Raw genomic sequence first — 14848 nt, forward strand, 5'->3', positions numbered from 1 at the left:
CCGCCAAAATGGCTAAAGCAGGTAAGTGAATGGGTTTTAAGCGGATAATTCTGTTCAGCCCTTTGCTTAGTAAGTGAAAAAGGGTAACTTTGTGTCCGTTTTTCCCGAACCCTCGCTGGGTTCTCTCTCATTTTCAAACGCTTACTCAACTCCCCAATGGATCATCTGAGCTTCAAGACGGTGTCCGTCAACAAAGCCAACGCCAACAAGGGCTGGGTCGTGATTGATGCTGGTGACAATACCCTGGGCCGTCTGTCCAGTCAAATTGCCAACATCCTCCGCGGCAAACACAAGCCCTCGTTCACGCCCAACTCTGATTGTGGCGATTCGGTTATCGTTATCAACGCCGACAAACTGCGCGTGACGGGTAAAAAGATGACCGAAAAAATTTACGTGTCGCACTCCGGCTACCCAGGTGGCCAGAAGCGCAAGTCGATGCGTGAGGTAATGGAGAAATCCTCGACCCGCGTTATCGAGCACGCCGTACGCGGTATGCTGCCCCACAACCGTCTGGGTCGTGAGCAGTTCCGCAGCCTGTTCGTGTACGAAGGTGCCGAGCATCCCCACCAAGCTCAGCAGCCCGCCGCTGTTGATCTGAAGAACCTGTAAGCCTAATCCGCTTTCCTTTTTTTCTCTAATTTTTCATTAATGGAAATCTCCAACACCTCTGGTAGAAGAAAAACCTCGGTGGCTCGCATCTACATGCAAGCCGGGCAAGGGAATATCACTATCAACGGCCGGGAAATGAAAGCCTACTTTGGCAATGAACTCCTGGAAAACATCGTGAACCAGCCTTTGAATACGGTTGAGCAGCTCAACCAGTATGATATCAAGGTGAACGTGCGCGGTGGTGGCATCTCGGCTCAGGCTGAAGCCATCCGTTTGGCCATCTCGAAAGCCCTCGTGGGTGACAACGCCGAAGTGCGTCCCGCCCTGAAAAAAGAAGGCTTCCTGACCCGTGACCCCCGCATGGTGGAACGCAAAAAGTTCGGCAAGCGCAAAGCGCGTCGTTCGTTCCAGTTCTCGAAACGCTAAACCCAGAGGAACCTTATCATGGCTCAGTCCACCACGTATAAAGAACTGCTCGACGCAGGTGCCCACTTTGGTCACCTTACGCGTAAGTGGGACCCCAAAATGGCGCCGTACATCTTCATGGAGAAGAACGGCATCCATATCATTGACCTGAACAAAACCCTGGTTTCGCTGGAGCAAGCCGCCACTGCTATCCGCAACATCGCCAAGAGCGGTCGGAAAGTAATGTTCGTTGCGACCAAGAAGCAGGCTCAGGAAATCGTTACCGAAGAGGCCAAGCGCCTGAAAATGCCATTCGTTACCGACCGGTGGTTGGGTGGCATGCTCACCAACTTCGCCACGGTTCGCAAGTCGCTGAAGAAAATGAGCACCATCGACAAGATGGTGAAGGAAAACACGGCCTACGCAGCACTTGCCAAGCGTGAGCGTCTGATGCTGTCGCGCGAGCGGGAGAAACTGGAGCGTGTACTGGGCGGCATTGCCGACCTGAGCCGCCTGCCCGCTGCCCTGTTCGTAGTGGACGTCAAGCGTGAGCACATTGCCGTTAAAGAAGCCCAGAAACTCGGCATTCCCGTTTTCGCTATCTGCGATACGAACTCGAACCCTGAGCTGGTAAACTTCCCCATCCCTGCTAACGACGACGCCTCGAAGTCTATTTCGCTGATCGTAGGTATCATCAGCAAGGCTATCGAAGAAGGCCTGTCGGAGCGCAAAGTTGACAAGGACGAAGCCGACAAGAAGCAGTCGGAAGACGAAGGCATCAAAGAGAAATTGGCTGCCGACGAATAGTCCTGCTACCGAATGAGAAGAGGGGAACATGCGAAGCACTCGGCTCCGGTGTTCCCTTTTTCTTTAGGTGCTTCCCTCCTGCCTAGTCTATTCAGAACCTCACAGTTTCCGGGTTCTATTCTCATAACATCCCCTCTTAACTCTCACAAGAATGGCCGCAATTACCGCCGCAGACGTGAACAAGCTCCGCACCATGACCGGTGCAGGCATGATGGATTGCAAAAAAGCGCTGACCGAAGCCAATGGCGACTTCGAAGCTGCGCGTGACATTCTGCGTAAGCAGGGTCAGAAAATTGCTGACAAGCGTGCTGACAACGAAACGTCGGAAGGCTTTGTAGCCGTAGCCGTAAGCGAAGATGGCACTTCAGGCAAGCTGGTAGCTCTGGCTTGCGAAACGGAGTCGGTAGCCAAGGTTGCCAACTTCCGCGAGCTGGTACAGCGCATTCTGGATGCTGCCGTGCGCACCAACGCTGCTACCAAAGAAGACCTGCTTTCCACCAAGGAAGAAGATGGCCTGAGCATTCAGGAGCACATCACCGACCTGATGGGCAAAATCGGCGAAAAGCTGGACCTGACCTACGCTACGCTCACCGCTGAGAAAGTAGCTTCTTATATCCACTCGGATAGCAAGAAAGGCGTACTCGTGGGCCTGAAGAACGTAGGTGGTGCCGACACCGCCGCCGTAGGTCGCGACGTAGCTATGCAGATCGTAGCCATGAAGCCCGTTGCCGTTGACAAAGACGGTGTGGATTCGTCCATCACCGAGCGCGAAATCGAAATCGGCAAAGAGCAGGCGCGTGCCGAAGGCAAGCCCGAGGCTATGCTGGAGAAAATCGCTCAGGGCAAGCTGAACAAGTTCTACAAGGAAAACACCCTGTTGAACCAGGAGTTCGTGAAAGACAACTCGCTGACCATCGCTCAGCTGCTCGACAAAACGTCGAAAGGCATGACCGTAACCGACTTCAAGCGCGTGGCCATCGGTGCCTAAGCTTTAAGCTCAATACTAGAAAAGCCCCGCTGGCATTAGGTCGGCGGGGCTTTTTGTTATTTACAATTCCAAAAGCAGCTATGGAAGAAAGAAGGAAGAATGCGTACCGATACTTGCTGTATTAGTTCCTGCTTGACATTCGGACTACTCCGATTTTTGAATCAGCTTTACCTGATACCTGGACAGCTGAACAGCGGGATAATCAACTCAAGTATTCCGGTTCGGTGGCCTATCTGCTGCATAACTTTGCTTTGCAGGCAGCTACTGATTTCGTTGGCTTCAATGAAGAAAAGTTCTGGACGAACATCGAAGCCTACAATCAAAGTGGACCCACAGGCTACTTAAGTCACTTCCGGAAAGTATTTGATATGTTCCTGGAAGGCAGAATCAGTTAATGGCTCTGTGTAGCCGGATGAGAATTCTTCCTACGACTCGCACCACCAATTAAATTCTTGGCCAGCGCGGCCAGCAACAGCAAAAACAGCAGGCCAATCAAGAAACGGGGCCAATTGATATTCTTCATACGGGAGCTTTACGGGCGTTGGGGCTGGGCGGTGTACGCCTGCACTCGAGCCACGGCATTGCGGCGCAGATTCAGGTAGAACAGGGCATAGTCAGCAATATGGAAGGAGTGGCGCAGCTGGGGCTGGCCGGGCAGCAGGAAGCGGGGGTAGCCAATGGGCTTGGGGACGTTGATCCAGAGCAGACCATTGTGAACTTTGGTGCCAACCACGGCCGTATCGATGCGGGCAAAGCTGAGCGGGACTCCACCTTTGTTTAGATGCGCCGGAGCGGCGGCGGTGTCAAGCGTCCAGGTGAGCGGGTTGGTGGCCAGGCCGCCAGCGAAGGGAGGGTACTCGTTGCCCCATTCCACGGAGTTCCAGCCCACGTAGCAGCCGGTTTGAGTGGAATCCTGGCAGGGGCGCAGGGTTTGGTATTCGTCGGTTTTGACCTTGAAGCCGATAAGGTAAGCCACCACGAGCTGCTTGCGCAGCTTGGGGTCGTTGTCGAAGAACTCGTGGAGCAGGCGCGTGGCGTGGAAGGTGCCCTGGCTGTGGCCGGCAATGATGATGGGACGCCCCTGGTTATAGTGGGCCAGATAGTACTGGAAAGCGGCTTTGACATCGGAGTACGCCAGGTTCAGGGCCTCTTTGCCGTTGGGCGTCTTCTCGTCGAAGAATGAGTAGAGCGTGGCCTGGCGGTAGCGCGGCGCATAAACGCGGGCCGCCGCATTGTACACCGTGGCCTGCTTCCGGATGGTGCTGTTGTCGGTAAAGCGGTTGAGGCGCTCATCGGCCAGGTCGGCATTCCAAGAGAAGCTCTTGTAGTACGTCGTCGGGTGCACGTAGAACACGTCGGCCAGGGCCTGCGGCTGGTTGTCGCGCAGGCCCTGGCCCAGCGGCACGAGGTCGGCCGAGTCGCGGCGGGTGGGCAAGGCGGCCCAGTTGTCGGGCTGCGCGTAGTCGGGAATGGTGGCGGGCTGGTAATCGGCAAACTGCTTGCCGGGCTTAATAACCTTCAGACAGGAACTCAGACCACTTAGCGCGAGCAAGGCGGCACTCAGATACACTGACCGTAAGACAGATGAACAGGACATGGCAACTACGTAGCAAAACACAAAAATAGCTCACGCAAGCCGGTTGCGTGAGCTATTCTTTTACTTACGGGCGGCAAGCTGCTAGTCAGTAAACGTATTTTCCAGCAGCCGCTCCTGACGCAGATATTTGATTTTGTAGTTCTTATCGAAGCGCACCCGCACCTGGGCGCGGGTTTGCTGGTGCTTCTGCTGCGACTGGCGGAACGCCTGGCTCCGCTCCAGGAAGGTTACGACGCGCGAACCGTCGTTGGCCACCTCCCCTATCTGCAGGCTGCCCGGCTCAATCTGGGTAGAAGCCTCCAGGAATTCCGGAAAATGACTTTTGGTCAGCTCCTCATTAATAGCGGCGGGCGTGGTGTTCTGCTGCGTGTAGAACCGCTCGACGGTGGGGGAAAAATACTGAGCGGCACTGAACGGGGCCGCTTTCAGATCCTCGTAGTAAGCCGAAAGTGTGCTTTCGATACGGCTGCGCACGGCGCTGTCGTCAGCGGGCGGCGCGGCCGGGGCAGCTTCCGGAGTCGGCGCCACGGCAGGCTCGGTCTGGACCGAGTCGGTGGCCGGGGCCGGAGTGGCGGGCGGCAGCACGGGAGCTACGCGCACCGTTTCGGGGGCGGCAGCGGGCGGCAGATCAATCTGCTCGGCCTGAGGACCTTCTTCCGGGGTCGTGCTCAGGCTGTCCTGGGCCGTACGGCTAATGCTGCTCAGGCGCTCCGACTCACGATTGCCCAGCGTGAGGTAGGCAATAAGGGCCAACAGCGCCAGAATGCCCCCCACGATTAGAATAGTGGACAGCGGACTACGGGTGGGCGCTACATACGCGGCTTCGTCGGGTTCGTCGGGTAGCTCGGTGGCTTCAAACGAGGGCGCGGGAGCGTTGGTGTAGATGGGCTCGGCGGGCCGCTCCCGGCTGTAGTTATAGGTTTCGGTGGGTGGCACCGGCGTGACGGGCGGCGGGGGCGGCACCACCGGCGGCGTAGTGGGCGTCATCACCACCGGGGGCCGGGGTGGCTCGGTGCCGATTTCGGCGCCGCTCACGGGCGCGGAGGGCGGCACGGGCGGAATAAAAGCCGGGGGCGTGGGCGGCGCAGGCGGAGCCAGAGGTGGTGCCACCGGCGGAGTGGGAGCCGCAGTAGCAGTGGGCGGAGCCGGCTCGCTGAACAGCAGCTTTTGCTTGAGCGTGTCGAATTCGGCCTGGGTAATGATGCCCGCGTCCAGCCACTCTTTCAGCTGGCGCAGGGTATCGAGGGGCGACTGGTCTTTTTCCATAATCAGGTAGCGGTGCGGCGGGTGGCGGGCAGCTTATTTACGGTCCAGAGCCGACAGACGGTCACGACGCTTCTGCAGCTGCACCTTGCGCAGCTCCATTTGCTGACCCGTGGTGATGAGCTTCACCGAGTCTTCGCGGGCTTTTAGCGCGTTGCTGATGTTGGTTTGCTTCAGGGCTTCGATGCGGGCCAGGTTGCTGGTGGTGTTGGCTTCCAGCGTGGTGATTTCCTTTTGCAGGCGCTCCTTCTCCTTTTCCGCTTCCTTGAGCTGCTTTTCCGCTTCGGCAATCTTTTCCTTGTAAGCCTTGATGCGGGCCGCACCGGCAAAGCTCTGGGTCATGCTGCGCAGGGCGGCAAATTCGGTGGGCGTTTTGTCCGGATTCAGAAAGGTATCGGCGCCGAAAGCGGCAAAAACCGACAGCTCCGACGTGGTATCCGAGGGCGAGGTGACCATGGAGTAGAAGTCGATGAGCTTGCCCGACACGCTGGACGCGGGCGTCTGCTTGGCCATCAGCACGTCCTTTTTGCCCACGCCGAACACGCCGTCCCCTTTCAGCCGGATGTTGTAGGTATCCTTCAGCCAGGATTGCCAGAAGTCGCGGGTCCAGGCGGCGGTGCCTTCTACCTGCACTTTCACCGCGTCGCGCTCCTTCTTCTCGAAGTTGACGGTACTGGTACGGGCCTCGTAGAGCTGGGCGCTGGCCCGGGAAGCGGAGAAGCAGCAGAGGGAGGCCAGCAGAAAGGTGGAAACGAGAAATTTCATGGTTGAAACAGGGTCAGGGAAACGATGGCCAGAGCGGCCGGCAGGTTAATAAATATCGTGCCGCTCGAAGGCGGCCTGCAAATCGTGGCGCATCTGGGTGAAGCGCAGTACAGCGGCGGCCACAAACTCCTCGTCGAGCAGGGCGCGCACGTCGTCTTCACTGGTCACGTCCATTTCACTCACCTTGTAGGTTTGCTCAAACGGGCCTTTTTCCAGCTTAATGAGGTATTTCCCGTTCCAGGAAAAGAGCGTGATTTTGGCATCCGGGTGCGGAATATCGGCGAGCTGGCGCATGGGGGCAAAAGTTGGCGGGAATTGATGGGGCGAAGATATGCTTCTGCCCGCAACTCCACTTGGCCCAAGCTCGACATAACACCTCTGAAATGGGCGCGTACAAGGTTTTGAGTAATCGAACTACTCTTCTCATTCCACCAAAACGACTTTTCAATCATGCCAAGAGGAGACAAATCGGCCTACACCGACAAGCAGAAGCGGCAGGCTGAACATATCGAAGAAGGCTACGAAAAGCGCGGCCTGTCGGAAGACGAAGCCGAGCGCCGGGCCTGGGCTACCGTCAACAAGCAGGATGGCGGCGGCAAGCAAAGCGGCTCGGGCCGCAAGAAAGCCGACGACAAGTAATCGGCTTTGCGCTTAACACCAGAACTAAAAAGAGGCCGTTCCTATTCAGGAACGGCCTCTTTTGCATGTAGCAGCACTGAGCTAAAGCCTAACTGACCGTGTGCAGAATGGCGTAGAGCGAAGCTGCGGAAATGGTCAGCCAGAGCAGCACAGCCTGCACGAAGGGCCGCACGCCCACCGAGCGCAGCACCTGAGCCGAGAGGCCGGCCCCAATGAGAAACAGCGTTAGGGTAAGGCCAATTTTGGCCAGCTTCACGGCCAGGGGCGCCACCGGCTGCAGAGCCGGCACGTAGGTGTTGAGCAGCATGGCCCCGATGAAGCCCAGGATGAAATAGGGCAGCTTGACTTTGGCGCCGGGCGTTTTGAACAGGAAAGCCGTACCCAGCGCTACGGGAATAATCCAGAGGGCGCGGGCCAGCTTCACGGTGGTGGCAATCTGCAGGGCCTGGTCGCCGTAGTGGCTGGCGGCGCCTACTACCGAGCTGGTATCGTGGATGGCAATGGCACACCAGAGGCCAAACTGGGTCTGGCTCATGTGCAGCGCGTGGCCCAGCTGCGGAAACACAAACAGGGCAATGGCATTCAGAATAAACACCGCGCCCAGTGCCACCGACATCTGCGACTCGTTGGCTTTGAGCACCGGGCCTACGGCCGCAATGGCGCTGCCGCCGCAAATAGCTGTGCCGCTGGCAATGAGGTGGGAGGTTTTGGGGTCCAGCTTCAGCCAGCGCCCCACGAAGTAGCCCAGCGTGAGCGTGCCCGCAATGGAGGCAATGGTGAACAGGATTCCTTGCTGCCCGGCCTGCACGGCGGCGTGGGCATTCATGCTAAAGCCCAGCCCGATGACGGACCACTGCAGCAGCTTGCCCGTTAGGCGCCGGCTCTGGGCCTGAAACGGGTTGCCGATGACCAGAGCCACGACCAGGCCTAGTAGCAGGGCCAGCGGCGGAGAGCCCAGCGGCGACACGCACACGAGCAACGCCAGGGCAAAAAGCAGCCGCTGAGGCGTGAGCGACGGGAAAGCAGGTAGCGGGTGCCGCAGGAAAGCGGCAAAAGCGCTGTGCGCTGCTTCTGGGTGGGGCAGAAGCGGGGCGCGGTGGTGGGAAACCTTCATGGGTGGGGCAGAGCAATAACTACCCCAAAAGTACGCTACCCGGGCCCCGTTCGATAATCAAAATTGATTATCGAGTATTACTTTAGGTTATACTAGGGTTGACTGAAAGTCTGCTGCGCATAGAGCAAAAACCGCCGCGCGGGCACCGCCAAGGGCTGGCCCTGCAGCCAGACGGCCTCAAACTGCCGAGCCAAGGTGAGGTTCTGCACCGGCACAATTTCCAGCCGACCGGCCTCTATATCCTTTTTCAGGGCCTGCTTCGAGACAAAGCCCAGGCAGTCGGCCGCCGCCTCCAGGTACGACTTGATGGCCTCGGTATTATCCAGATACAAGGCCACGCGTAAATCGGACATCTTGATTTTGTGGGCCCGCAAGGCGAATTCCAGTACTTCCAGGGTACCAGAACCCCGCTCCCGCAGCACCAGCGGGTGGCGCAACGCCTCGTGGAGCGGCATGGGTGTAGCGGGTGGCCCCACCGGCGTGGCCCGGCGCACCGCTACCAGCTCATCATCCAGCAGAGGCTCGTAGTGCAGGTCGCGGTTCTTGACCTGGCCTTCCACGAAGCCCAGGTCGACGTGGCCGTAGAGCAGGGACTCGGCAATCTGCTCGGAGTTGCCGTTGTAGAGGGTCAGCTCAATGTTGGGGTAGCGGGCCTGGAACGCGGGCAGAATGGGTGGCAGCACGTACTGGGCCAGCGTGGTACTGGCGCCCAGCCGCAGGCGGCCCGCGGCCTCGGCGTGTAAGCCGTGGAGCTGGTCGGTGAGCTGCTGGTGCAGGGTTTCGACGGCGTCGGCGTGGGTCAGGAGCAGGCGGCCGGCTTCGGTGAGGCTCACGCGGTTGCCGCGCCGCTCAAACAAACGCTGGGCGTAGCTACGCTCCAGCTCCCGGATGTGCTTGGTAATGGCGGGCTGGGTGATGAACAGCTCCTGGGCCGCTTTGGTGAAGCTCAGGTGCCGGGCCACCGACTGAAAAACGCGAAGACGAAAATCGGGCATGGCTGCAAGGTAGGGCGGTTTTTGGTTGTTCGGTTTTGGTTAGTGGCCGGCATTCAGTTGTCGCCTATTATCCTGAGCAGGCTCAGGATGACAACCGTCTAACAACGAACAACTAGCCCCTACCAATTACCTTGCAGCACCAATTCCCATTTCCACGTTTCCCAATGAGAAAACCTCTTCTTACCGCGCTGGCCCTGTTCCCGTTGGCTGCCGCGGCCCAACAAACCATGCTGACGCCGGAAAAGCTCTGGCAGCTGGGCCGCCTGGGCGAAATGCAGGTGTCGCCGGACCAGAAAACGGTGGCCTTCACCGTGACGCGCTACAGCCTGAATGACAACAAGGGCAGCGCCGATATTTACCTGGTACCCGTGGCCGGCGGCAGCGTGAAGCAGCTGACCAACACGCCCGCCGTGTCCGAAAACACTCTCAACTGGCGGCCCGACGGTAAGCTGACGTTCCTTTCAGGTGAAGGCGGCTCCGACCAGCTTTACGTTATCAACGCCGACGGCTCGGGTAAGCAGCAACTCAGCCAGTTTCCGGAGGAAGGCCTCAGCAACCTCAAATACGCGCCTAAGGGCAACTTTATTCTCTACACCCAGGATGTGAAGACGGGCAAAGAGGTGAAGGACTGGTACGCCGACCTGCCCAAAGCCGACGCCCGCATCATCGACGATCTGAACTACCGCCACTGGAACGTGTGGGACGACTACAAGGTGGCCCATGTGTTTTTCCAGCCCGTAGGGGCCGATGGCAAGCCCACCGGCTACGGCAAGGACGCTATGGCCGGCGAGAAGTTTGACGCGCCCCTGCCCCCGCTGGCCGGCTCCGAGCAGCTGGCTTTTTCGCCCGACGGCTACACCCTGGCCTACACCTCGCGCAAGCTCACGGGCAAGGCCGAAGCCGAAAGCACCAACTCCGATATCTACCTCTACAGCATCCGGGAGGGAAAAACCGAGAACCTGAGCCTGGGCCTGGAGGGCTACGACGTGGAGCCGGTTTTCTCGCCCGACGGCACCAAAGTAGCCTGGCTGAGCATGGCCACGCCCGGCTTCGAGGCCGACCGCAACGGCATTGTGGTGTACGACTTCAAAACCAAGAAGCGCGAGGATATTACCAAGGGCTCGGAGCAGTCGGCGGCCAACGTGCGCTGGAGCGCCGACGGCAAGACCATCTACTTCGCCAGCGTCATTCAGGGTACCGACCAGATTTTCTCGGTGCCCAGCAAGGGCGGCAAAATCAAGCAGCTCACCCAGGGTGCCCAGAACTATAACAGCTTCGAACTGGTGGGCAAAGACCAGGCAGTAGCCAACAAGACCACCATCAGCAGCCCCGCCGACCTGGTGCGCATCGACTTGAAGACCGGCAAGGAAACCACGCTGACCTCCATCAACAAGGACGAGCTAGCCGGTTTGAAGATGGGCAAGGTGGAAAACCGCCGCGTGACGACCACCGACGGCAAGCAGATGCAGGTCTACGTCATCTACCCGCCCGACTTTGACCCGAGCAAGAAATACCCCACGCTGCTTTACTGCCAGGGCGGCCCCCAGAGCCCGATTACTCAGAGCTTCAGCTACCGCTGGAACTTCCAGCTGATGGCTGCCAACGGCTATATCATCGTGGCGCCCAATCGACGCGGTTTGCCGGGCTTCGGCACCGAGTGGAACAACAGCATCTCGGGCGACTGGGGCGGGCAGCCCATCCGCGACTACCTCTCGGCCATCGACGAGGTGAGCAAGGAGCCGTTTGTGGACAAGGACCGGCGCGGCTGCGTAGGGGCTTCCTACGGCGGCTTTTCAGTGTATTACCTGGCGGGCCACCATCAGGGTCGTTTCAAGACCTTTATTGCCCACGCTGGCCTGTTCAACCTGACGAGCTGGTACCCCAGCACCGAGGAAATGTTCTTTGCCAAGCACGACATCGGGGCCGCGCCCTGGGAAATGCCGCAGCACAAGAGCTATACCGAGTTTAATCCCCAGCAGTTCGTGGGCAAGTGGGACACGCCAATCCTGGTGATTCACGGCGGCAAGGACTTCCGCGTGCCGGAGGGCCAGGGCATGGAAGCCTTCGGCTCGGCCCAGCTGCGCGGCATTCCGAGCCGCTTTCTGTACTTCCCCAATGAGGGCCACTGGATTCAGAAGCCCCAGAATGCGGTGCTCTGGAATCGGGTGTTCTTCGAGTGGCTGGGCCGCACGCTAAAGCCCGAAACGCAGGCCGCCAAATAGGCCCGATAGTTAATCTGCCGCGCAGGCCCTACTTTAGCCGGTAGGGCCTGTTTTGTGTTTGGGGCCCTGGTTTTAGAGCGTTATCTTATAGTCGTTTAGCCCATAACCCCACCAGCCATGCGCGTTGTTCTACTATCTGCCCTTTTCCTGGGCTTGCTTGCTGCTCAGGCGAGCCATGCGCAGTCCCAGTTCCAGGTGCAGTCCCAGTTCCGGGCCCGGCTCTGGGAGCAAACCCAGTGGCAGGGCTACTCCCGGCCGCAACCCTCCCCTTCCCAGAGCGCCCGGCAGATCATGATGCAGCCCAGCATTCCGGTCGACTCCGATGGCTCCATCAAAACGGAGCCCGACTCGGCCACGCGCCACCTGTACGTCCGTAACAAGGTGCGCTCGGTACTGAAAATCCGCCTCGACCAGGACGGCAACGCCCAGGACACCGTCGAGTACCAGGCCGTGGACCGGCAGGGCCGCTGGCTGCAGGTGGGCACCAGCCGCACCAAGGTGCGGCGGCAGTGGAGCTACAACAACCAGGGCCAGTGCACGGGGCTGGTCGAATACCCGTCGGCCACTCGGCCCTACACCGTTATCAACACTTACAACCCGGCCTTGCAGCGCGGGCAGCAGGAAGTACTCCTGGCAAACGGCACCCGCACCATTGTTAGCGAGAAGCAGCTGTACCGGAGCGCCGACACGGTGCTGACCGAAATCCGGGGGCAGGCCCTGACGGTGAGTCAGTACGTGTATCCGCAGTACTATCAGCGCAGCCTGCGCCTGGTGCCCCACCCCGACACGGTGCTGAGCATTACCTGCTTTTACAACGGGAATCAGCGACCGACCAGCTCGCAGGCCCACTACCTGATTCATCGGCGCGGCGCCCTGGTGGAAAGCGGTAATCTGACGCTGCCTGCCACGGCTAAAGCCCGCCCGACCCGGCATTCAGTCGATATTCCCGCCTTTCCCAACCCGGAGCAAGCCCTGGCCACCCTGCGCCAGGGCGAGGCCCTGCACCCCCAGCGCCGCCACGACTACGACCAGAAAAACCGGCTGGTTCGGCAGGAAATCACCACGCCGGTGGAGGTCGGGGCACAGCGGCATCTTATCCGGAACGTGGTGCATTACACCTACAACTCCCTGGGGCAGCTTATTGGCCGGCAAGGCAGCCTGCGGGCCGGCTCGGCCCCGGCCCAAGCTGCTTATTCGGTGTTTTCGTACCTGCCCAGTGGGCTGCTCAAGGGTGAAACCACCGATGCCCGCAGCGCCAAGCCGGTTTTCTACCAGTATCAGTACGAATACTACGAGTAAGGCCCCTTATCCGCGCTTGTTGCGTTCTTCCTAACCGGACGACATCCTTCTTCCAGCCCCACGCCAGTAGTGCCCGGGTAGGCGCCGGGTCACCTGCGGGCCGGCGCGGAGCTGTGCAACGCATTTGTCGTCAGGCAAGTACATAGCAGGTATTATAGAATTTAGCCAACCCCCATTGCGTATTCCATTTTCTCTCGTGCTTCGCCTGCTGGTGCTTTGCGCCCTGGTGGTTGGGCTTTCGGCGCGTAGTCTGGCTCAGCCGGCCGGCGAGGAAGCCCAAACGGTACTCGACACGCTGTATCTGCAGGGCGAAAACCACCGGCACGTCTCGGAAGTGTACCGCTACTACACCGAGCCCTTCGAGGTGCCGGCCAGCCCCGAGCGCGCCGACAGCCTCTGGCGGGCCGGCGCCTTCCAGACCGGCCGCTGGCACAAGGCCCTGAGCCTGGGCTTTCTGCACCAGCGCGTATGGGTGCGCATTGCCGTGGCCAATACGGGCGTGGAGCGCAGCCGCTATGTGTGGAGCATTTACAACTTCACCGACAGCGCCCGGCTTTACTTCCGGCCCCAGGGCGAGCAAGAGTTTCGGCAGGTAGTGGCCAGCTCCTGGCAGCCCGCCGACCAACGTCCCTTCCCGGCCCGCTCGCTCAGCTTTCCCTTTCTGCTCGAAGCCGGCCAGCGGGCCGTGCTCTACCTGCGCGTCGACCACTTCGCCGGGGCCCTGTACCTGCCCACCTACATCGAAACGACCGAGCAGTTTCTGGCCTCGGAAGTAAGCGCACCCTTCACCCGCCACTGGATCTGGCTGCTGGGCTTCTACACGAGCAGCGCGTTGTTCAACTTGGTGCTGTTTGCCTTCCTGCGCGACCGTATCCATATCTGGTATGTGCTCTACGTGCTGTGCGTAACGCTTTTCCTGCTGATGGAAGACGGGTTCGATGCCTGGGTGCTGCCCACGTCCATTTACCACCTGGTATGGTCGACGGGGCAGTTCAACTTTTTGCTGCTGGCCGCGGCCTGCGGTGTGCGCATCATGCAGGCCTTTTTGCGGCTGCGGGCCGGCTGGCCGCGTCTCTACCGCGTCGGCAACTGGGTGGCGGGCACGGGGGCCGGGTTTGTGGTCATCTACGCGCTGCTGTTTCCGCTGGCGGTGCGCTCGGGCACCCTGTATCCGGCCGTGCTCAACGGCATTCGGGAAGTGCTGCTGCTCACGGTGTTTGTGTATGGCTGGGTGGCGCTGCTGGCCGTTTTGCTTTCGCGGCGCCGCAACCTGGCCGCGTATTACGCCCTCACCTACTTCTTCTTTTTCATCGGCTTCATGCTGTTCTGGCTCAACCACATGGGCCTGACCAACTTTAACCTGGTGAAGCCCAATGCTCTGGCCTGGGGCCTGGTACTGGAGCTACTGGTGCTCAGTGCGCTGCTCACGGGCCGGTTTCGGCACACGCTGCGCCACAATGAGAAGCTGCGCATCCGTCAGCTGCGCCAGCGCAATGCTCAGAGTGCCCGCCTGATTGCGGCCCAGGAGGAAGAGCGCGCCCAACTGGCCCGGGAGCTGCACGACGCGCTGGGCCCCAATCTGGCGGCCCTGCACATGGCCTGGCAGGGCCAGGCCATGCGGGAGGCGCTGGCCAGCTCGCCCGATGCTACCGCCGTAGCCCACCACACCGAGCTGCTGCTGCGCCACCTGCGCGACGAAGTGCGAACCTACAGCCACGTACTGCTGCCCACCGAGCCGGGGCTGGGCACCCTGGCCGAGTCGATAACGGCCCTGGGCGAGCTGCACAACATCTACGGCAGCCCCGTGGTGCAAACCTACTGCGACGCGGAGCTGGATAAATTACCCAATGCCGTGCAGCAGGCGGCCTACCGCATTGCGGCCGAGCTGCTGAATAATGCCATCCGCCACTCCAAGGCCACGGAGGTTTCGGTGCAGCTGCTGCGCCACTCGGCCGAGCTGGAAATCCTGGTGGAGGACAACGGCAAGGGCTTTCGGCAGACCATGGCCGGCGCCGGTATTGGCCTGCGCGGGGTGCAGGCGCGCGTCGATTACCTGCGGGGCCAGGTCCACATCGACAGTTCTTCGCAGGGCACCAGCATTGTCGTCCGAATTCCTTGTTAATTGCAATTGAATTCCGCTTTCTT

General features: G+C 59.9%; 15 protein-coding genes. 9 read left to right on the plus strand and 6 right to left on the minus strand.

Going from position 1 to position 14848, the window contains the following annotated elements:
• The first annotated feature begins 156 nt into the window (after nucleotides 1-156).
• The 5 genes from rplM (at nucleotide 157) to LGH70_RS00805 (ending at nucleotide 3204) form a co-directional block, all read left to right on the plus strand.
• Complete coding sequence (rplM, locus tag LGH70_RS00785) at nucleotides 157-609, plus strand: 50S ribosomal protein L13 (protein ID WP_226181752.1); 453 nt, start codon at nucleotides 157-159, stop codon at nucleotides 607-609.
• A gap of 39 nt (nucleotides 610-648) precedes the next feature.
• Nucleotides 649-1035: a 30S ribosomal protein S9 gene (gene rpsI, locus LGH70_RS00790; RefSeq protein ID WP_100337369.1), complete on the plus strand. Its 387-nt coding sequence runs from the start codon at nucleotides 649-651 to the stop codon at nucleotides 1033-1035.
• 18 nt (nucleotides 1036-1053) lie between these two features.
• Complete coding sequence (gene rpsB, locus LGH70_RS00795; RefSeq protein WP_226181754.1) at nucleotides 1054-1821, plus strand: 30S ribosomal protein S2; 768 nt, start codon at nucleotides 1054-1056, stop codon at nucleotides 1819-1821.
• Nucleotides 1822-1972: 151 nt separating this feature from the next.
• Nucleotides 1973-2809: a translation elongation factor Ts gene (tsf, locus tag LGH70_RS00800; RefSeq protein ID WP_226181756.1), complete on the plus strand. Its 837-nt coding sequence runs from the start codon at nucleotides 1973-1975 to the stop codon at nucleotides 2807-2809.
• Between the two features lie 224 nt (nucleotides 2810-3033).
• Nucleotides 3034-3204: a hypothetical protein gene (locus LGH70_RS00805; RefSeq protein WP_226181758.1), complete on the plus strand. Its 171-nt coding sequence runs from the start codon at nucleotides 3034-3036 to the stop codon at nucleotides 3202-3204.
• A gap of 137 nt (nucleotides 3205-3341) precedes the next feature.
• Here the strand turns inward: LGH70_RS00805 and LGH70_RS00810 are convergent, their stop codons facing one another.
• From LGH70_RS00810 to LGH70_RS00825, 4 genes are all read right to left on the minus strand, one after another.
• A complete protein-coding gene (locus tag LGH70_RS00810; protein WP_226181760.1) occupies nucleotides 3342-4406 on the minus strand; it encodes a DUF3089 domain-containing protein in 1065 nt (354 codons plus the stop codon).
• Nucleotides 4407-4487: 81 nt separating this feature from the next.
• Entirely contained in the window at nucleotides 4488-5672 is a 1185-nt protein-coding gene (locus tag LGH70_RS00815) for an SHOCT domain-containing protein (RefSeq protein ID WP_226181762.1), read from the minus strand.
• 33 nt (nucleotides 5673-5705) lie between these two features.
• Entirely contained in the window at nucleotides 5706-6434 is a 729-nt protein-coding gene (locus LGH70_RS00820) for a hypothetical protein (RefSeq protein WP_226181764.1), read from the minus strand.
• Between the two features lie 45 nt (nucleotides 6435-6479).
• Nucleotides 6480-6728: a hypothetical protein gene (locus LGH70_RS00825; RefSeq protein WP_226181766.1), complete on the minus strand. Its 249-nt coding sequence runs from the start codon at nucleotides 6726-6728 to the stop codon at nucleotides 6480-6482.
• Nucleotides 6729-6884: 156 nt separating this feature from the next.
• Here LGH70_RS00825 and LGH70_RS00830 point away from each other — a divergent pair, with 156 nt between their 5' ends.
• Nucleotides 6885-7073: a hypothetical protein gene (locus LGH70_RS00830; protein WP_226181768.1), complete on the plus strand. Its 189-nt coding sequence runs from the start codon at nucleotides 6885-6887 to the stop codon at nucleotides 7071-7073.
• Nucleotides 7074-7161: 88 nt separating this feature from the next.
• Here LGH70_RS00830 and LGH70_RS00835 read toward each other — a convergent pair whose 3' ends face one another.
• Together LGH70_RS00835 and LGH70_RS00840 are read right to left on the minus strand one after the other, a co-directional pair.
• Nucleotides 7162-8187, minus strand: a complete 1026-nt coding sequence (locus tag LGH70_RS00835) for a YeiH family protein (protein ID WP_226181770.1) — start codon at nucleotides 8185-8187, stop codon at nucleotides 7162-7164.
• 92 nt (nucleotides 8188-8279) lie between these two features.
• The gene (locus LGH70_RS00840) at nucleotides 8280-9182 is read right to left on the minus strand and encodes a LysR substrate-binding domain-containing protein (protein WP_226181772.1); all 903 of its coding nucleotides are present in this window, start codon (nucleotides 9180-9182) and stop codon (nucleotides 8280-8282) included.
• A 164-nt stretch (nucleotides 9183-9346) separates the two neighbouring features.
• Here LGH70_RS00840 and LGH70_RS00845 point away from each other — a divergent pair, with 164 nt between their 5' ends.
• The 3 genes from LGH70_RS00845 (at nucleotide 9347) to LGH70_RS00855 (ending at nucleotide 14825) form a co-directional block, all read left to right on the plus strand.
• Nucleotides 9347-11404 (plus strand): S9 family peptidase, encoded by a 2058-nt coding sequence (locus LGH70_RS00845; RefSeq protein ID WP_226181774.1) that lies wholly within the window; start codon nucleotides 9347-9349, stop codon nucleotides 11402-11404.
• A 117-nt stretch (nucleotides 11405-11521) separates the two neighbouring features.
• Nucleotides 11522-12703, plus strand: coding sequence for a hypothetical protein (locus LGH70_RS00850; RefSeq protein WP_226181776.1), 1182 nt, complete (start codon nucleotides 11522-11524; stop codon nucleotides 12701-12703).
• 196 nt (nucleotides 12704-12899) lie between these two features.
• Nucleotides 12900-14825 (plus strand): sensor histidine kinase, encoded by a 1926-nt coding sequence (locus tag LGH70_RS00855; RefSeq protein ID WP_226181778.1) that lies wholly within the window; start codon nucleotides 12900-12902, stop codon nucleotides 14823-14825.
• Nucleotides 14826-14848 lie beyond the last annotated feature (23 nt).

Source organism: Hymenobacter nitidus (assembly GCF_020447315.1).
Classification (GTDB): domain Bacteria; phylum Bacteroidota; class Bacteroidia; order Cytophagales; family Hymenobacteraceae; genus Hymenobacter; species Hymenobacter nitidus.